This is a genomic window from Pseudomonas sp. s4 (assembly GCF_046764235.1).
GTDB classification, from domain to species: domain Bacteria; phylum Pseudomonadota; class Gammaproteobacteria; order Pseudomonadales; family Pseudomonadaceae; genus Aquipseudomonas; species Aquipseudomonas asiatica.
The window spans coordinates 5524423-5542738 of record NZ_CP177209.1; the positions used below are offsets into that span (position 1 = coordinate 5524423).

The 18316-nt window shown below is 64.9% G+C and carries 17 protein-coding genes; 6 read left to right on the forward strand and 11 right to left on the reverse strand.

The genetic code is table 11. The features are described from left to right. Nucleotides 1–76: 76 nt before the first annotated feature. Together ACK56M_RS25600 and yedA are read right to left on the reverse strand one after the other, a co-directional pair. A complete protein-coding gene (locus ACK56M_RS25600) occupies nucleotides 77–1408 on the reverse strand; it encodes a DEAD/DEAH box helicase (RefSeq protein ID WP_013974320.1) in 1332 nt (443 codons plus the stop codon). A gap of 55 nt (nucleotides 1409–1463) precedes the next feature. Next, entirely contained in the window at nucleotides 1464–2384 is a 921-nt protein-coding gene (yedA, locus tag ACK56M_RS25605; protein ID WP_054573605.1) for a drug/metabolite exporter YedA, read from the reverse strand. 154 nt (nucleotides 2385–2538) lie between these two features. Here yedA and ACK56M_RS25610 point away from each other — a divergent pair, with 154 nt between their 5' ends. Beyond that, a complete protein-coding gene (locus tag ACK56M_RS25610) occupies nucleotides 2539–2988 on the forward strand; it encodes an Lrp/AsnC family transcriptional regulator (protein ID WP_015271918.1) in 450 nt (149 codons plus the stop codon). Here ACK56M_RS25610 and ACK56M_RS25615 read toward each other — a convergent pair. From ACK56M_RS25615 to ACK56M_RS25625, 3 genes are all read right to left on the reverse strand, one after another. Beyond that, nucleotides 2985–3590 carry a PolC-type DNA polymerase III gene (locus ACK56M_RS25615; RefSeq protein ID WP_039613572.1) on the reverse strand — a complete coding sequence of 202 codons (606 nt, stop codon included), beginning with the start codon at nucleotides 3588–3590 and terminating at the stop codon, nucleotides 2985–2987. The two genes, ACK56M_RS25610 and ACK56M_RS25615, sit on opposite strands and share 4 nt — an antisense overlap. A 9-nt stretch (nucleotides 3591–3599) precedes the next feature. Beyond that, nucleotides 3600–4079 carry an NYN domain-containing protein gene (locus ACK56M_RS25620; protein ID WP_015271920.1) on the reverse strand — a complete coding sequence of 160 codons (480 nt, stop codon included), beginning with the start codon at nucleotides 4077–4079 and terminating at the stop codon, nucleotides 3600–3602. Between the two features lie 162 nt (nucleotides 4080–4241). Continuing rightward, nucleotides 4242–4997 carry a DUF2076 domain-containing protein gene (locus ACK56M_RS25625; protein WP_054573604.1) on the reverse strand — a complete coding sequence of 252 codons (756 nt, stop codon included), beginning with the start codon at nucleotides 4995–4997 and terminating at the stop codon, nucleotides 4242–4244. Nucleotides 4998–5163: 166 nt separating this feature from the next. Between ACK56M_RS25625 and ACK56M_RS25630 the strand changes: the two genes are divergently transcribed. Continuing rightward, nucleotides 5164–5820: a YciC family protein gene (locus ACK56M_RS25630; RefSeq protein WP_015271922.1), complete on the forward strand. Its 657-nt coding sequence runs from the start codon at nucleotides 5164–5166 to the stop codon at nucleotides 5818–5820. 36 nt (nucleotides 5821–5856) lie between these two features. Here ACK56M_RS25630 and hrpB read toward each other — a convergent pair whose 3' ends face one another. Continuing rightward, on the reverse strand, nucleotides 5857–8385 hold the full coding sequence (gene hrpB, locus ACK56M_RS25635; RefSeq protein WP_411959137.1) for an ATP-dependent helicase HrpB: 2529 nt from the start codon (nucleotides 8383–8385) through the stop codon (nucleotides 5857–5859). A 117-nt stretch (nucleotides 8386–8502) separates the two neighbouring features. Here hrpB and ACK56M_RS25640 point away from each other — a divergent pair, with 117 nt between their 5' ends. Together ACK56M_RS25640 and ACK56M_RS25645 are read left to right on the forward strand one after the other, a co-directional pair. After that, entirely contained in the window at nucleotides 8503–8922 is a 420-nt protein-coding gene (locus tag ACK56M_RS25640; RefSeq protein WP_025340744.1) for a hypothetical protein, read from the forward strand. Between the two features lie 22 nt (nucleotides 8923–8944). Continuing rightward, a complete protein-coding gene (locus tag ACK56M_RS25645; protein WP_274120293.1) occupies nucleotides 8945–9817 on the forward strand; it encodes a cation diffusion facilitator family transporter in 873 nt (290 codons plus the stop codon). Nucleotides 9818–10024: 207 nt separating this feature from the next. On the opposite strand, the gene ACK56M_RS25650 is transcribed toward ACK56M_RS25645, so the two are convergent. Continuing rightward, nucleotides 10025–10810 (reverse strand): DUF6515 family protein, encoded by a 786-nt coding sequence (locus ACK56M_RS25650; RefSeq protein WP_015271926.1) that lies wholly within the window; start codon nucleotides 10808–10810, stop codon nucleotides 10025–10027. Nucleotides 10811–11204: 394 nt separating this feature from the next. Here ACK56M_RS25650 and ACK56M_RS25655 point away from each other — a divergent pair, with 394 nt between their 5' ends. Together ACK56M_RS25655 and ACK56M_RS25660 are read left to right on the forward strand one after the other, a co-directional pair. After that, entirely contained in the window at nucleotides 11205–11681 is a 477-nt protein-coding gene (locus ACK56M_RS25655; protein ID WP_003249795.1) for an Lrp/AsnC family transcriptional regulator, read from the forward strand. 54 nt (nucleotides 11682–11735) lie between these two features. Beyond that, nucleotides 11736–11939 (forward strand): DUF2788 domain-containing protein, encoded by a 204-nt coding sequence (locus ACK56M_RS25660; protein ID WP_013974331.1) that lies wholly within the window; start codon nucleotides 11736–11738, stop codon nucleotides 11937–11939. A 136-nt stretch (nucleotides 11940–12075) separates the two neighbouring features. Here ACK56M_RS25660 and ACK56M_RS25665 read toward each other — a convergent pair whose 3' ends face one another. The 4 genes from ACK56M_RS25665 to ACK56M_RS25680 all read right to left on the reverse strand — a co-directional run bounded on the left by ACK56M_RS25665 (nucleotide 12076) and on the right by ACK56M_RS25680 (nucleotide 18197). Further along, nucleotides 12076–12714 carry a pseudouridine synthase gene (locus ACK56M_RS25665; RefSeq protein ID WP_015271927.1) on the reverse strand — a complete coding sequence of 213 codons (639 nt, stop codon included), beginning with the start codon at nucleotides 12712–12714 and terminating at the stop codon, nucleotides 12076–12078. A gap of 6 nt (nucleotides 12715–12720) precedes the next feature. Continuing rightward, nucleotides 12721–14184 carry an AMP nucleosidase gene (amn, locus tag ACK56M_RS25670; protein ID WP_015271928.1) on the reverse strand — a complete coding sequence of 488 codons (1464 nt, stop codon included), beginning with the start codon at nucleotides 14182–14184 and terminating at the stop codon, nucleotides 12721–12723. A gap of 215 nt (nucleotides 14185–14399) precedes the next feature. After that, nucleotides 14400–16052 (reverse strand): acyl-CoA dehydrogenase family protein, encoded by a 1653-nt coding sequence (locus tag ACK56M_RS25675; RefSeq protein WP_015271929.1) that lies wholly within the window; start codon nucleotides 16050–16052, stop codon nucleotides 14400–14402. 156 nt (nucleotides 16053–16208) lie between these two features. Further along, entirely contained in the window at nucleotides 16209–18197 is a 1989-nt protein-coding gene (locus ACK56M_RS25680; protein ID WP_015271930.1) for a sensor histidine kinase, read from the reverse strand. Between the last annotated feature and the right edge of the window lie 119 nt (nucleotides 18198–18316).

Genomic DNA, 18316 nt, shown 5'->3' on the forward strand with positions numbered 1-18316 from the left:
AGGTACAGCAGTGGCCTTGAGAGCAGCGCAGTACCTGTGGGAGCCGGCTTGCCGGCGATGAGGCCAGGTCAGGCAATCAAGGCTTACGCTTGCGCGCCCCACCATTGAAGCTCGGCACCTTGCGCACTGCCTTCACCGCCGGCTCCGCACTGCCTGATTCAGCGCTGTCCATCCAGCGCCCCAACCCGCGCTTGGCGCTGTTTTCCTTCGGCTTCTTGGGCTTCTTCGGCTTCTTGATCACCTGGCCACTGGCGTCGGTCATCGGCACCCGGTGGTCAGGGATGAAGTCCGGCTCTTCATGACGCGGCAGGGTCTGCCGCGTCAGCACTTCGATCGCCGCCAGCAGCTGCACTTCATCGGCACACACCAGCGAGATAGCCTCGCCCTTGTTACCCGCCCGCCCGGTACGCCCGATGCGGTGCACGTAATCCTCGGCAACGATCGGCAGGTCAAGGTTGACCACCAGCGGCAAGTCATCGATATCCAGGCCGCGGGCCGCCACATCGGTCGCCACCAGCACCTGGATTTCGCGGGCCTTGAAGCTGTCCAGCGCGCGCTGGCGAGTGGCCTGCGGGCGGTCACCGTGGATACCGTCGGCATTCACACCCTCGGCCAGCAAGCGCTCCACCAGTTGATCGACGCCATTACGGGTCTTGGCGAACACCAGCACCTGCTTCCAGCGCTGCTTGCGCAGCAGGTGGCAGAACAGGTCGACCTTGCGTTTTTTATCCACAGGCACCAGCCACTGCTTGACGCTGGTGGCCGTGGCATTGCGCGGGCTGACTTCGATGCTCAGCGGGTCGTTCAGGGCCAGCCCCGCCAGCATGCGGATCTGGTCGGAAAAAGTGGCGGAGAACAGCAACGTCTGGCGCTTGCGTGGCAGCGCGGCGTACACCGACTGCAGCTCTTCGGCAAAGCCCAGGTCGAGCATGCGGTCGGCTTCGTCCAGCACCAGGGTCTGCACCTGGTTGAACTTCACGGCGTTCTGCCGGAACAGGTCGAGCAAGCGCCCCGGGGTGGCCACCAGCAGGTCGACGCCACGGCGCAGGCGCATCATCTGCGGGTTGATGCTGACCCCGCCATACACCGCGTAGGTGCTCAGCGGCAGGTTCTCGGCGTACTCGCGCACGTTGTTGTGCACCTGCTCGGCCAACTCACGAGTGGGCACCAGCACCAGCGCGCGGATCGAGTTGCTGGCCACCTTTTCGCCTTCCAGCGCCAGGCGCTGCAGCACAGGCAGGGCAAAGCCCGCGGTCTTGCCGGTGCCGGTCTGGGCCGCGGCCATCAGGTCGCGGCCGGCCAGCACGGCGGGGATGGCCTTGGCCTGCACCGGGGTCGGGGTGGTGTAGTCCAGTTGCTGCAGGGTGCGCAGCAGCGGTTCGATCAGGCCGAGTTTGGCGAAATTCATGGCAATACCGTCAGGGGGTTCAGCGAAGGCGCCAAGTTTACCGCATCACCCCTGCCTACTTGCAGATTTCGCCTTTCAATGGCTGCGCCGGCTCAGGTGCCTTGCGCCACTGCGGCAGGCCGATCAGCACCACCGCGCCGATGATCACCGCCATGGCCACACATTCTTCGGCACCAATCTGCTCACCGGCAAAGACGATGCCCAGCAGCACGGCCACCGCTGGGTTGACGTAGGCATAGCTGGTGGCAGCTGCGGGGCGCACGTGCTTGAGCAAGTACATGTAGGCACTGAACGCCAGGATCGAACCGAACAACACCAGGTAGGCCAGTGCCCCCCAGCCGGCAGCGGTCGGCATCTGCGTCATGCGCTCGCCAGACAGCGCGCTGCCGAGCAGCAGCACAGCGCCACCAACGAGCATTTCCGCGGCGCTGGCCATGGGCCCCTGGGGCAGCGGCAAGGTCTTGCTCCACACCGAGCCGAACGCCCACGACGCCGCCGCAAAGATGATCAGCGCCGCGCCAATCGGGCTTGCCTGAAGGTTGGAGCCCAGGTTCAGCAGGCCGATACCCACCAACCCGAGGGCGATCCCCGCCCACTCCAGCTTCGAATTGCGGTGCCCGAACAGCAGGCCGAACAGCAACGTGAACAGCGGCACCGTCGCCACCGCCAGCGCAGCGACGCCCGAGGCCACACCGGCATGCTCGGCCACGGTCACGCCACCGTTACCACAGCTGAGCAGCAGGAAACCGATCGCCCCCGCAGCCCGCCACTGCGGCCAGGTCGGTGCCGGCACACCGCGCCAGCGCAAGAAGCCATACAGCAGGCCCCCGGCAATCAGGAAGCGCACCCCGGCCATGAGCATCGGTGGCCAGCTCTCGACGCCTATGCGAATGAACAGGTAGGTGGAGCCCCAGACCAGGTACAAAGCCAGGAAAGCGCCAATGAGCAACAACGGGAAGCGACGGGAGGCAGGCATGGGAAACACTCGAAATCCGTTTACGGGTGGCTTAGTTTAGAAAGGCCACCGTGTAAACTTAAGTTACAAAACAGCTTTAAATTACCCGAACACTTTGCATTGCATGGTTATTCGGATGCTTTTCAATCGAATCGAAACCAGGCAGGAATAACCCATGGACAAGTACGACCGCATGCTGCTCGCCGCCCTGCTCGACAATGGCCGCGCCACCTTCGCGCAACTGGCGCGCCAGGTGAACCTGTCGGCGCCGGCGGTGGCCGAGCGGGTGGCCAAGCTCGAGGCCAGCGGGGTTATCACCGGCTACCAGGCCAAGGTCGACATGAGCAAGATCGGCCTGCCGATCCAGTGCGTGATCGAACTGCGCCTGGCCAGCCACGGCAACCAGCAGGCCTACGAAGCGTTGACCCAGATCCCCCAATTGACCGAATGCCACCGGGTAACCGGCGACCCCTGCGTCATCATGCAGGCAGCGGTGGGTTCGATGCCGGAGCTTGAAGAGCTGATCAACCGGGTCGCGCAGTTCGGCTTCAGCAAGACCTCGATCATTCTCTCCAGCGCTGTGGAGCGGCGGGTGCCGCTGGCGCAACTGGAGAAGAAGCCCTAACAGAACCTGGCCAGGGTTTCACGAACCTTGGCGGCCGGGGTTTTCTGCAGGCGGCAGAGCAGGTCGTGCGAGAGTTGCTGTACACCATGGCCCTGGCGCAGCACACCAGCCAGGTGTTGCAGCAGGTTGGCGGCCATTTCGGCATCGGCCATGGCCCGGTGCGCGGTACCGGTATCCGGCAGCCCGGCCCAGCGGGTCAGGGTGCCCAGTTTGTGGTTCGGTGCCGCCGGCAACAGGCGCCGTGACAGCAGCAAGGAGCAGGCGAAGGCCTGGCTGCGGCTACGGCCGATGCGGCCCAGTTCGTAGTCCCAGAACTTCTGGTCGAAGGCGGCATTGTGTGCCAGCAACGGGGTGCCACCAACGAACTCGGCCACTTCGTTCATCACCTTGTCCACCGGCGGCGCACTGCGCAGCATGGCGGTGGTGATACCAGTGAGCCCGGCGACGAATGCCGGTACCGGCACACCCGCGTTCATCAGGCTCTGGTAGCGCTCGACGATGCGCCCGCCCTCCAGCATCACCACCGCCACCTCGGTGGCGCGGCAGCCGGCGCCGGGGCTGATGCCGGTGGTTTCAAAGTCGATGACAGCGATACGTTCCATGCAGGGGCCTCAGTGTTTGAGCAACAGCGCACCCTCGATGGGCACATAACGGGTGGCGGCACGGATCAGCGACAGTGCGGTAAGCCCGGGCACACCATACACCACTGCCTCGGTGCCATGGCGCTGTATCACCCGCTCCAGCAGCAGGTCGAAATCGCCATCGCCGGAGGCCAGTACCACTTGGTCGACGCGGCTGGCGGCGTCGATCACATCCAGGGTAATACCCACATCCCAGTCACCTTTGGCCGAGCCATCGCTGCGCTGGATGAAGGGTTTGAGGCGCACATCGAAACCGAGGTTGCGCAGGATCTGCTGGAACTGTTGCTGTTTGCTGTCGCCACGGTCGATGGCATAGGCCACGGCCTCGACGATCTGACCTTCGCTGCTGACATCGGCCCACAGGGCGGTGTAGTTGAAATGGCAGCCGTGGGCCTGGCGCACGGTGTAGTAGAGGTTCTGCACATCGGCGAACAGCGCGATCTTTTTCACCTTGGAACCCCTTGGTCGGCCTGGAATGCTGGGGGCTGCATTGCAGCCCTTTCGCGACACAAGGCCGCTCCTACAGGGGTTCGCGTACCCTTGTAGGAGCGGCCTTGTGTCGCGAAAGGGGCGCAAAGCGCCCCCAAAATTGCCAGCAGTATGCCAGACCTGTCAGACGTACGAATCGTCGTCCGAGAAGAACCCGCCATCATCGCTGCCATAATCGCTGTCGGCATAACCACCCTGGTCGCTGCCCCAACCACTGTTGTCAGCCACCTGCTGCTGCGCCCCCGAGTCGTTCCAGCCACCGCTGTCGCTGGCCGGCGCCGGCTCTTCCTTGATCACCTCTACCACCTCCTCCGGCTGCGAGTTGTGGTTGAACAGGCTGCTGATGCCCTGCGCCAGCAACACACCACCCGCCACACCGGCCGCAGTCTGCATCGCGCCGCCGAGGAAGCTGCTGGCACCACTGCGGGCCGGCGCAGCGCCAAAGCCAGGCTGCTGCGCTTGTGGCTGGGAGAAGCCCGGCGCCGACGGCTCACGCCAGCCACCGCCAGATGCCACGGGGGCTGCAGCGGGACGCTGCGGTTGCACGGCCGGGGCCGCATTGCGCCCAGACGAACCAAAGATGCTGGACAAGAAACCACCACCGCCATTGCTCGGCGCGCTGCCGGCACGGGCGGCCTCGGCCTGGGCACGGGCCTGCTTCAGTTCGGCTTCCAGTTGCTTGTTCTGCTCGTCGAGGCGCTTGATCGCTGCCTCCTGCACCAGGATCGCCTGGGCCATGTAATAAGGCGCCGCCGGCTGCTGACGCACATGCGCCTCGATGCATGCCTGGGCCTGCGCATCGCGTGGCTGGCTCGGGTCCTCGGCTTGCTTGAGGCGGCCGAACAGGCCGTCGATCAGGGTTTGTTCTTCAGTATTCATGGGGCGACCTCGTGGGGTAGCGGACAACGGACAGCGTCAAAGATGGGGCGTACAGGCGTGGGATTCAATCACCGGCGGCGTGAAACTTTTTTCAGCAAGTGACAGCCCCAGGCCTGCTTTGGGCTAAAGTTATGCCCCTGTTTTTACTGCCATGCGATGTAGACTGATGAATCCGCTGAGCGTCCTGCGCGACTCCCTGTACTTCTTCCGCCGCCACCTGCCGAGCATCCTCCAGCTGTGCCTGCCGCTGGTGGTGCTGGAAGCCTTGCTCACCCAGCTGCTGTACCGGCAGATGGGCGACCAGGCATCGCCGGCCTACGGCATGCTGATCAGCCTGCTGTTCTACCCGCTGTACAGCGCCGCGCTGATCCTGTACCTCGACACCCGCAGCAACGGCCAGGAAATCGCCAAGCGCGACCTGTTCGCCCGCGCCGTGCAACTGTGGCCGCAGCTGGCCCTGCTGATCCTGATCAGCTCGCTGCTGATCATGGCCGGCCTGGCGCTGTTCATCTTTCCGGGCGTGTGGATCATGATCAACCTTGTGTTCGCCGAGTACCTGCTGGTGCTGCGCGGCCTGCCGGTGGTGCAGTCGATGCGCGAGAGCGCACGCATGACCACCGGCCACTTCATGCGCATCATGATCTGTGTCGTAGGTGTGCTGGCGCCGATCTGGCTGATCGACGGCCTGCTGCTGATGGCCTTCCCCGAGCCATCGCCTGGCATGGAGCTGGCCATGGACAGCCTCAGCGGCTTCCTGCAGTTGTTCAGCACCGTGGTGCTGTACCGCCTGTTCATGTTGCTGGAAGGCGAAGCCGGGGCGTGATGCCCAGGCTCATCGCTTGACCGGAAAACGCTGTTGTCACGTCCCTCGAGGCTTGGCCCGAGCGGTGGCTTCGGCCACAAGCGGATCATCCGGCCAGTAATGCTTCGGATAACGCCCCTTCAGATCCTTCTTCACCTCGGCATAGGTCGTACGCCAGAAATTGGCCAGGTCCTGGGTCACCTGCACCGGGCGGCGTGCCGGTGACAGCAGGTGCAACTTGACCTGCTGGCGGCCATTGGCGATGCGTGGAGTTTCGGCCAGGCCGAACAGCTCTTGCAGGCGCACCGCGAGGATCGGCGGGTTTTCGCTGTAGTCCAGGCGGATGTTCGAGCCGGACGGTACCGCCAGGTGCGCGGGGGCCTGCTCCTCCAGGCGCTGCGGCAGCGGCCAGGGCAACAGGTTGCGCAGCATCGACGGTAAGTCCAGTGCGGCGAAATGGCTGAGGCGCGACACCTTGCCCAGGTAGGGCTGCAACCAGTCTTCCAGGCTGGCGAGCAAGGCCTCGTCAGCCAGGTCGGGCCATTCGCTGTGGCCGTCTTTGGCCAGGTCCAGTTGACGCAGCAAGGCCACGCGCGCCTGCCATTGCCGCAGCTCGGGGGTCCAGGTCAGCAGGTTCAGGCCTTTGCGCCGGACCAGCCCAAGCAGTGCGCGAGCCCGCGCTTCGTCATCCAGGCCGGGCAGCGGTTCGCGGCTGAGCACCAGCTCGCCGACTTTGACCTGACGTTCTGCGCGCAACACCTGCTCGCGTTCGTCCCAATCGAGGATATCGACCCGCTCGACCTGCTCGGCCAGCACGCCCTCGAACAGCGCCGGATCGAACTCGGCGGCCAGATAGATGCGTTCTTCGCGCTGGCCCTGGCGGCTACCCAGGTCGGCGATCACCAGCCACGGGCACTTCATCAGTGCATCGACTTCGGCAAACAGCGCCGCCCGGCCGTTGGCCAGCCGGTATTCCGCACCGCCCTCGCGGCGCTGCTGGGCGACGCGGTCGGGGTAGGCCAGCGCCAGCAGCGCGCCCAGCCAGCGCGGGTGATCGGGGTCCGCAACCGGCGCGCCTGGTTTGCCACGCAGCAGGCCACGGTACTGGCGAGCCAGTTGGCGCGCACGCTGCACGCCGCCGTGGCTGCCACGGGCAGCTTTGCTTTCGCCACTGACCAGCGCCAGCCGGCTGTGCAAATCGGCACCACTGCCGCGCTGGATATCCCGCTCGCCCAGCAACGCAGCCACATCACAGGCCATCTGTGCCAGGCCCAGGTCCTGGCCGCGCAAAAGCAGATGCGCGATACGCGGATGCGCTGGCAACTCGGCCATGGCTTGGCCGTGTTCGCTGAGGTTGTCACGGCTGCCAGGCTTGAAGGCATTGAGCCGTGCCAGCAGGTCCTGGGCCTGGGCGAAGGCGGCCGTGGGGGGCTGGTCGAGCCAGCGCAACTGCTCGGGTGTAACACCCCAGCGCGCCAGTTGCAGGGCCAGGCCGGCCAGGTCGGCCTGCATGATCTCGGCGCTGCCGTGGGCGGCCAGCTGGTCATGCTGGGCCTCGGACCACAGGCGGTAACACACGCCGGGCTCCAGGCGGCCGGCACGGCCGGCGCGCTGAGTGGCACTGGCGCGAGAGATGCGTTGGGTGTCCAGACGAGTCATGCCGCTGCCAGGGTCGAAACGCGGGACCCGGGCCAGGCCTGCGTCGATCACTACGCGCACGCCGTCGATGGTCAGGCTGGTCTCGGCGATGTTGGTGGCCAGCACCACCTTGCGCAGGCCCTTGGGCGCCGGGTCGATGGCCGCACGCTGGGCGTCGAGATCGAGCTCGCCATGCAGCGGGCAAAGCAGGACCTCGGGGCGCTCACCCAGCGCTTCCTGCAGGCTCTGGTGCACCCGGCGGATCTCGGCCTGACCTGGCAGGAATACCAGCACACTGCCGGTCTGGTCGGCCAGTGCCTGCAACACGCTGTCCACTACCCGTGGCTCGATGAACTCACCCGGCTGGAAAGGCCGCCCCCAACGGATGTCGACGGGGTGCATGCGGCCTTCGCTGCTGACCACCGGGGCATCATCCAGCAGCCGCGAAAGGCGCTCGCCCTCCAGGGTCGCGGACATCAGCAAAACCTTCAGTGGCGGGTCGTCCCGCAGCAACTCCCGGCCATTCAGGCTCAATGCCAGGGCCAGGTCGGCATCAAGGCTGCGCTCGTGAAACTCGTCGAAGATCACCAGCCCCACCCCCTCCAGCGCCGGGTCGGCCTGCAGGCGGCGGGTGAGGATGCCTTCGGTCACCACCTCGATGCGGGTTTTCGGCCCGACCTTGCTGTCCAGGCGGATGCGATAGCCCACGGTTTCGCCGACCTTTTCGCCCAGCTCGCTGGCCAGGCGCTCGGCCGCAGCCCGCGCTGCCAAGCGGCGGGGCTCGAGCATGAGAATGCTCTGCCCAGCCAGCCACGGCTCGTTGAGCAGCGCCAGCGGCACGCGGGTGGTCTTGCCCGCGCCAGGTGGCGCTTCGAGCACCGCTTCGTCACGGTTTTCCAGGGCCTGGCGCAGGGCGGGCAAGACAGCATCGATCGGTAATGAAATCATGGTGGTCCTCGAACAGTCTGGCGAGTATAACGGCGAACCCAAGCTGCCCTATCATGGTCTTAGCTTCAGGTGCAGGCGTTTCGCTTGCCCTGCTGAATACCTTTTCGGAGTTTTTACATGCGCATCCCATCCCGCGTCATCGGTGGCGCTCTCATCGTCACCTTGCTGACCCAACTGACGGCCTGCGGCACCATTCTGTACCCGGAACGTCGTGGCCAGATCGGCGGCAAGATTGACCCTGTGGTTGCCGCAATGGATGCCATCGGCATCCTGTTCTACGTGATCCCGGGGCTGATCGCCTTCGGTATCGACTTCGCCACGGGCGCCATCTATTACTCAGGCGGGCGATCCGCCCAGGTCGACCCGGTCAAACTGCGCGAGGCCGTGAGCCCCGATGGCAAGGTCGACAACCTGAAGCTGCAGGCCATTCTGGAAAGCGAACTGGGCCAGCGCCTGCCGCTGAACGACCCACGGCTGATCCAGCATCGCGGCAGCATCGAGCAGTTGGCCAGCCTGGGCCTGGTACCTGCAGCCTGAAGTACAAGGACACTACCCACGGATGATGACCACCCCGGCTGAACACCAGCGCCTGCTACGCCTGGCCACTCGCGCATCGCTGGCGGTGGCCAGCATCCTGGTCCTGAGCAAGGCGTTGGCCTGGTGGCTGAGCGGCTCGGTCAGCCTGCTGGCCGGGCTGACCGACTCGGCACTGGATGCCGTTGCCTCGTTCCTCAACTTGCTCGCCGTGCACTACGCCCTGCGCCCGGCCGACAACGACCACCGATTCGGTCATGGCAAGGCCGAGGCCCTGGCCGGTATGGCGCAGGCGCTGTTCATCGGGGTCAGTGCCGTGCTGATCGGGGTGCAGGCGGTTGAACGCCTGCACACCCCGCAACCCTTGGGCGATACCGCCGTCGGTATCGGGGTAATGCTGCTGTCGCTGGTGCTGACCCTTGCCCTGCTGGCACTGCAACACAAGGTCATCCGCCTGACCGGCTCCACGGCGGTGCGGGCCGACTCCCTGCACTACCGCTCGGACCTGCTGCTCAACGGCAGCATCCTGCTGGCCCTGCTGCTGGCACGCTTTGGCTGGCCGCAGCTGGATGCGCTGTTCGGCCTGGGCATCGCTGTCTATATCCTCTGGAGCGCGCTGCAGATTGCCCGGGAGAGTACGGCCATCCTGATGGACCAGGAACTGCCCGGCGATGTCGGCGAGGCCATGGCTGCGCTGGTGCTGGCCATTCCCGGGGTCAAAGGCGTGCACGACCTGCGTACGCGGGTGTCGGGCAACCAGTGGTTCGTGCAGTTGCATCTGGAGATGCCGGGGCAGTTGCCGCTGCATGAGGCGCATGCCTTGTGCGTGGAGGCCTCGAAGGTGATCCGCCAGCGTTATCCACAGGCGGATGTGATGGTGCACGCGGATCCGGTGTGAACCTGCAAGGGCCCTATCGCCGGCAAGCCAGCTCCCACAAGAACCGCACCGGCCTGAAGGCATGCGCAATACCAGTGGGAGCTGGCTTGCCAGCGATAGGGCCGGGCCAGGCAGTTCCAACAGGCACTACACATGGCTTCAGGCCGGTGCAGTTCCTGTGGGAGCTGGCTTGCCGGCGATAGGGCCGGGACAGGCAGCACATCTGGCTCAGTTGATGCTGTAGCCTCGGCCGCTGAAACAAGCGCCCAGCGCCCGCCGGTAGTTGTCCGCCACATTGGCCGGCGGCGCATAAGCCGCCGTCGCCGGGTCGAAGCCTGACTGGCTCACCGCCCAGCGGTGGCACTGGTAACGGTCCTGGTCCTGCTGCTCCTGCCCTTGCCCATACATCGGGTAGGCCACCACGTCATACCCACCGCCTACAGGTGCCGGCGCCGCAACCGGCGGGTTGACCACCACGTACTCGCGGCTGTCGGCCAGGTACTGGTAATAGGTATCGGCCACCAGGAAGAACAGCGCCCCGCCCAACCAGACTTCCCGCGCATAAGGCGGCAGGTAGTCGACCCGCACGCCGTAGGGCGGGCTCACCACGACATAACGGCCACCATGGGGGCGATACCAGTAACCACCGGAGTAGAAGTAGTCATCGCCACGGTAGGGCACTTTCCAGTAGCGGTCCGGGAAATGATCGATGGTGTGCCCCGGGCGATACTGCGGCCCCGGCCCCCAGCCATTGCCATGACCATCCGGGCGCCCTTGCCAGTCACCGCCGGGCCGTTGCCCCGGGCCACCGGCTTCCCCATGGCGGTTATCGCCATGACGGCGGGGAATATCCTGGTAATAGCCCTGTCGTGGCGGCTGGGTCTGCTGCACTTCGTCACGCGAATTGAGCGAGCGGCCCGGCGCCCCCTCGCCCGGCCCTTCGGCCATGGCCCCAAGGCTGATGCTCAACCCCAACACACCAACACCTGCCAACTGCCAGATGCGCGACTTCATGCTGTTCCTCTCGGTAGAAAATACGGCAACCACAGCCAGTCTACCGCGCCTGTCACGCACGCCAATTAAATTCCGGACATGAAAAAAGGGAGGCCACAGGGCCTCCCTTCAGGAATTGTCGTCCGTGCTCGGCACTTGTGGCGCCGGCTCACCTCACACCGTCTTCTGGAAGGTATGTAGCCCGGGGGCCTGCAGATCCTGTTGGATGGCTGGCCGCGACCGCCCGCCTAGGGCGCGTCGCCGTGGACTGATGTCCGGGCAGTGATTCTGTGGATAAAGATACCGGACAGGTTGCGACAGATGATTGCGAAGATTGCTCAGATAAATAGCACTTGCGCAATTTTTCACCCTGGATTGATAATTCATCGCAATCTGAACAGAAAAGGCATAACCCATGAGCAAACTTGACCGCTACGACCTGAGTATCCTCGCCGAATTGCAGCGCGATGCGCGCATTTCCAACCAGGAACTGGCCGAACGCATCGGCCTGTCGCCTTCGCCATGCTCTCGTCGGGTCAAGCAACTGGAGGACGATGGCTACATCTCGCGCCAGGTAGCCCTGCTCGACCGCAAGAAGCTGGGCCTGAGCCTGACTGCCTACGTGCTGATCGGCATGGACCGCCACACCCCGGAACGTTTCGAAACCTTCGAGGCGGCCATCCGCAACCTGCCACAGGTGCTCGAATGCAGCCTGGTCACCGGCATGGATGCCGACTACCAGCTGAAGGTGGTGGTGCCCGACATGGACCACTACCAGAAACTGCTGCTAGGCAGCCTGACCCGCATTGAAGGCGTCACCAGCGTGCGTTCGAGCTTCGTGCTGAACCAGGTGCTGGCCAGCACCGAGCTGCCCTTGACCCACCTGCGTTAATTGCCTGCGCCAGCAGGCGTATAATCGGACGCTCAACCCGCCTGGAGAACACCGATGGATCCCGCCGTATTCGAAGAGTGGATGATGATCATCCTGGTCACCGTGTTGATCGGTTTCATGGGTTTCATCGTCTGGGACCTGGCGAAAAAGTCCAAGGCCGGGCGGTTCGGGACGCTGATCCTGTTCTTCGTACTGGGGCTGGGGGTGTTGGCCTTTATCATCAAGAGCGTGGTGGTGGGGTTTCTCGAAGGGGTGTAAGGCTCAAGAAAGCCGGGAGCGCTTTGCGCTCCTTTCGCGACACAAGGCCGCTCCTACAGGGATCGCACAATGCCTGAGTTCGCGCTGCACCTGTAGGAGCGGCCTTGTGTCGCGATGGGCTGCAAAGCGGCCCCCGCTAGCGCTGCAACTTCGCCGGGACTTCGCGCCAGCAGCCCTGTTCCAACCCATCCAGCGCCCAGTCGCCAATCCGCACCCGCACCAGGCGCAAGGTCGGCAACCCCACCGCCGCCGTCATCCGCCGCACCTGGCGGTTACGCCCTTCGCGAATAACCAGCTCCAGCCAGCTGGTCGGCACGCTCTTGCGAAAACGCACCGGCGGGTTGCGCGGCCACAGCTCGGGCTCGTCCAGGTGCCGCGCCTCGGCCGGCAAGGTCGGCCCATCGTTCAGTTCCACGCCATCGCGCAAGCGCTGCAACTGCTCCTCGCTCGGCTCCCCCTCCACCTGAACCCAGTAAGTCTTGGCCAGCTTGTGCTTCGGGTCGGCAATGCGCGCCTGCAGGCCGCCATCGTTGGTCAGCAGCAACAGGCCTTCACTGTCGCGGTCCAGCCGCCCGGCCGGGTACACGCCGGGGATGTCGATGTAGTCCTTGAGCGTCGCGCGCCCGTCGCCGTCGCTGAACTGGGTCAGCACGTCGAACGGTTTGTTGAACAGGATCAGGCGCGGCTCGGCCGGTGGCGCCTTGGGCTGGCGACGCGGGCCGGCGGCAGGCCGCGCCTGGGGGCGGCGCGGCTTGGAACGGGGTGGCAGTGACATGGATCCTCAGCGGAACGGCGGCTCATCGAAACTGCGCAGTTTACGCGAGTGCAGCGAGTTGAGCTCGGTGCGCAGCAAGTCGAGGGCGGCAATGCCGATCTTCAGATGCTGGCTGACCGCCCGGTTATAGAAGGCGTTGGCCGAACCCGGCAGCTTGATCTCGCTGTGCAGCGGTTTGTCGGACACACACAGCAAGGTGCCGTACGGCACGCGCAAGCGGTAACCCTGGGCGGCAATGGTACCGCTTTCCATGTCCACCGCCACGGCACGCGAGAGGTTGATCAGCGGCCGCTCCTGGGCCCAGCGCAGCTCCCAGTTGCGGTCGTCGTAGGTCAGCACGGTGCCGGTGCGCAGGCGCTTCTTCAGCTGTTCGCCACGCTCGCCGGTGACCTGCGCGGCGGCTTCCTGCAAGGCCAGCTGCACTTCGGCCAGGGCCGGAATCGGGATGTTCGGCGGCACCACCCGGTCAAGAATGCCGTCACGGCGCATGTAGGCGTGTGCCAGCACATAATCGCCGATGGTCTGCGACTGCCGCAGGCCGCCGCAGTGGCCGATCATCAGCCAGCAGTGCGGGCGCAGCACGGCCAGGTGGTCGGTGATGTTCTTGGCATTGGACGGGCCGACGCCGATGTTGACCAGCGTGACGCCGTCGCCATCAGCGGCGATCAGGTGGTACGCCGGCATCTGGTAGCGGTGCCAGACCACGCTTGCCACCAGGGCCTGGGTTTCACCGTGGTCCATGCCCTTTTCGATCACCACGTTGCCCGGCAGCACCATGCGCACGAAGCGTGGGTCGTCACGCAACTGGTCGAGGCCGTGGCTGATGAACTGGTCGACATAGCGGTGATAGTTGGTCAACAGGATCCATGGCTGCACATGGCGCCAGTCGCTGCCGGTGTAGTGCACCAGACGGCGCAGCGAGAAGTCGACCCGCGCGGCATCGAACAGCGCCAGCGGCAGAGTCTCGGCACTGCCCCAGTCATACAGGCCGTCGGCGATGTTGTCGGTCGCAGCCGACAGGTCGGTGCTGGGGAACACCCGCGCCAGCTGCGCGGCGGTGATGCCGCTGCCGGCCAGTTCGTCGCCCTGGTCGACCACGTAGGGGTAAGGGATGTTCTGTTCACTGACGCCGACCTCTACCGTGACGGTGTAGTCGTGCATCAGCGGGCGCAGTTGCTCCAGCAGGTAGCCACGGAAAGCAGCCGGCTGGGTGATGGTGACGCTGTAGGTACCGGCCACCTGGACCTTGGCGTAGGCCCGCGTGGTAGCGGCGACTTCACCATGGCTGTAATAGGTCAGGCGCAGCGCCGGGTAGCGGAACAGGTCGCGCTCTTCGGCGCCCGGCTCGGTACGGTCCTTCAGGTAACGCTTGAGGGCCTGGCTAAGGGCCCCGGTGGCCTGGTCATGCAGGGCCGCCAGACGGTCGACGGCCTGTTCGGGGGTATCAACGACTACAAAAGCTTGGCTCACACTGTGCTTCCTGTCTGGACATGCATGTGAACCATCTTGCCTGCCTTCTTGGCTAAATACACCCCCATTGATCGGTGTTAATCAGCAGGCCTGCGCTGGTCCCTGTAGGAGCGGCCTTGTGTCGCGATAGGGCTGCAAAGCAGCCCCGGCAATTTGTGCATCTGCGCTGATCCCCTGGGGCTGCTTCGCAGCCCTATCGCGACACAAGGCCGCTCCTACAGGTCCTGTGTTGGCGTAGCCCTGGCCACCAATGCCTCCACATCCACACCCCGCGGCAACGCCCCGTACACGCGCCCGCCCCCCGTCAAGCGGCTGTCGATAAACGCATCACTGACCACCGCATTGCCCGCCTCCAGCAATAGTTTGGCCTGCAGCGCCAGGGCAATATCCTCGGTCAGCTGCCGCGCGCGGTACTGCATGTCGCCAGTGTCGGCAAACGCCCCCTTGAGGTTGCCGATGTGCGCCGCCAGGCGCGGGTCCCCGTGCCCATCGCCCAGCTCGGCAAACAGCGCATCGAGCACCCCCGGCTCCTTGGACAAGGCCCGCAGCACGTCCAGGCACTGCACATTGCCCGAGCCTTCCCAGGTGGAGTTGACCGGCGCTTCGCGGTACAGCCGTGGCAGGATGCTGTCTTCCACATAACCCGCCCCGCCCAGGCACTCGGCGGCCTCGTTGATCATGGCCGGGGCGCGCTTGCAGATCCAGTACTTGCCCACCGCCGTGACCAGCCGGGCGAAATGCGCCTGCTGCGGGTCTTCCAGCTGCTCCAGCGCCTGCCCCATGCGCAGGCTCAGGGCCAGCGCGGCCTCGCTTTCCAACGCCAGGTCGGCCAGCACGTTCTGCATCAACGGCTGCTCGCTCAGCAGCCGCCCGCCGACCTTGCGGTGCGCGCAATGGTGGGTCGCCTGGGTCAGCGCCTGGCGCATCAGGGCGCTGGAGCCGACCATGCAGTCGAAGCGCGTCATGGCCACCATTTCGATGATGGTCGGCACGCCCCGCCCTTCTTCCCCGACCATCCAAGCCAGGGCACCGCGGAATTCCACCTCGCTGGAGGCGTTGGAACTGTTGCCCAGCTTGTTCTTCAGGCGCTGGATATAGAACTGGTTACGGCTGTCATCCGGGCGGTGACGCGGCAGCAGGAAGCAGCTCAGGCCTTTTTCGGTCTGGGCCAGGGTCAGGAAGGCATCGCACATCGGCGCCGAGCAGAACCACTTGTGCCCAACCAGTTCGTAGGCCTGGCCCGGGCCTGCGGCGCCGACTGGATAAGCCCGGGTGGTGTTGGCGCGTACATCGGTGCCGCCCTGCTTCTCGGTCATGGCCATGCCCAGGGTGACTCCGGCCTTGTGACGGTCGCCGACGTTACGCGGGTCGTACTCGCAGGCGAGGATTTTCGGCAGCCAGTATTCGGCCAGTTCGGGTTGCAGCCGCAGCGCTGGCACGGCGGCGAAGGTCATGGTCAGCGGGCAGCCGGTACCGGCCTCGGCCTGGCTGTGCAGATAGGTCATCGAAGCCCGTGCCACATGGGCGCCTGGGCGGGGTTCGGCCCATGGCAGCGACGGCAGGCCGTGCTCGACGGCGGTGCGCATCAGTTCGTGGTAGGCGGGGTGGAACTCGACCAGGTCGATGCGATGGCCGTAGCGGTCGTGGCTACTGAACTCCGGCTTGTGCGCATTGGCCAGAAAGCCCGCCTGCATCAGCGGGCCGCCGGCCAGTGCCCCGTAGGCATCGATCCGCGATTCGGCCCAACCCGCACCGAAACGCCGCGACCATTCCTGTAGCGGAATGTCGAGGCGGTAAAGGTTGGCACCGTCGAGGGGCGGTGGCTGGTTGGTGACTTCGTGGGTTTCAGCGTACTGGTGCAGGTTCATCGGGGGCTCCTGGATCCGGGTAGCTTGAGAGCCCCAGTGAAGCACTCCCCGTGGGTCAGTCAAAGTGACATTAATGACTAAACATGTGGTGGGGGGCGCATATGTTGAGGATGCAGCGGGGATGAGAGGTGTTTGCCACAACCAAATGCCATGCCTTCACAGCGACTGCCGCGCCTGCAGTATGTGCGGGCTCATCTGCACCTGCGCAATAGCCATGTTCAAACTCAACTCGAAGCGGCTGCCCAACCCCCGCGTCGATTCATGCGACAACTTCGCCCCCAGCAACTCCCCCATCTGCCGACAAATCGACAAACCAATCCCCAGCCCGCCATAACGCCGGGTCATCGAGCCATCGACCTGGAAGAAGCGCTGGTACAGGGTCGCCTGATCGAGATCATCGAAGCCGATACCGCTGTCGCTGACCATGAAGGTCAGCGCCAGGTCGTCCGGCCCCACCCGGCGCCCGCGCACCTGGATCATCACCCCGCCCTGGTGGGTGAACTTCAAACCGTTGTCCACCAGGCATTCCAGGCAGCGGGCCAGCTTCTGAGCATCGCCCTGCAACCCGTCCGGCACATCGGCCGGGATGTCCAGGCTCAGGTACAAGCCTTTGCCCAAAGCCTGCCCGGCATAACCGGCACGTACGCCCTGCAGCAGGTCACGCAGGCTGAATGGCGCCGGCTGCGCGCGCAGGCGGCCGGCCTGTAGTTCGGAGAGGGTAAGTATGGCATCGACCATATCCATCATGCCCTGGGCCGAGCCCACCGCCGTGCGGTGATACTGGGCCATCTCGGCCTCCATCGGCAGGGTGTGCATCAGCTCCAGCGAGCCGATAACGCCATTCATCGGCGTGCGCAGCTCATGGGTCACGCTGGCCAGGAATTCGTCTTTCAGCCGGTTGCTCCTGGCCAGTTGCAGGTTCAGTTGCTCCAGCGTGCGCCCGGTTTCACGCAAGGCCTGCGCCTGCTGCTCGCGCAGGCTGTTGATGCGGTCAGCCAGCGCCAGCGACAGCAAGGCAACCTCGAGCGCCGACCCCAGCTGGCTGGCATACATGGTGATGAACACGTTCGGCAGGTAGCCCAACACCATCAGGGTGTTGACCAGCCCACCGAGCAGGAACGCAGTCCAGGCGATGATGAACCAGCGTGCCACGCGCAAGCCACGCCACCAGGCATACAGCCCGGCAGCGAAGATGCTCACGGTAAACAGCAACGCCAGCACCGTGGCCATGCGCAAAGCGACACCGTAGCGCATGGTCACCGCCAGCACCATGACCAGCGCGCCACCCAGCATCAGCAACTGCAGCAGCCGATCGAAAGCACGGCTGATGCTGCCAAGTTGAAGGAAATGCCGGGCGAACTGGCAACCGAACAGGCCTGCGGAACCGATGAACAATGGCGTCGAGGCATTTGCCCACCAAGGGCTGTCCGGCCAGAAGTAGGCCACACCGGCGCCATTAACCGACACCTGGTAAAAGCCGAACGAGGCGATATAGAGGATGTAGTAGAGGTAGCTGACGTCGCGCACGCTGAGGTAGATGAACAGGTTGTACACCAGCATCACCAGCAACACGCCGTAGATCATCCCCAGCACATACAGGCGCGTGGGCTGCTCCTCCATGTAGGCCTGGGCAGACCAAAGCGCCAGCGGCGCCTGCACCGAGCCCTGGCTGTGCAGGCGCAGGTAGGCGGTGGTCACCTGGCCAGGCTGCAGCTGCAGTTCGAACAGATAGTTGTTCTGCAGTATTTGACGGCTGTGGTAGGGCAAGGCGTCGCCGGTGCGCCGGGCCAGGCGGTAACTGCCGCTGCCGTCGGGCAGGTAGAGCTCGAGGTGATCCAGCGGCGGGTAGGCCAACTCCAGCAGCCATTGCCGTGGGGCGGCGTCAGGCGCGGCGACAGGGCGCAGTTCGACCTTGAGCCAGAACACCGAGGTGGAATAACCGGCGTTCAACACGTCTTTGTGGTGGGGGCGAAAATGCTTGGCGAAATCAGGGGCACTGACCTGGGTGATGCTGGCACTGCCATCAGGGTCTTCATAAACCTGCATGGCCTTGCCCAGCGGAAGATGCCGGGTAGCTGCGTCGAAATCGACTGCCCCGGCCAGCACGGGCAGCAAGCCCAGAAGCACAATCAGCAAATAGCGCATACAGCCCCAGCATGGCCTGTCCAGTCGAGTCGCGGTTGCCTCCCATCCGTTTGAGACGACACGATCCGGCAGAACCCGTTTGTAGAGTTATCCGAGCACTCTAGCATAGCTTCGCAAGC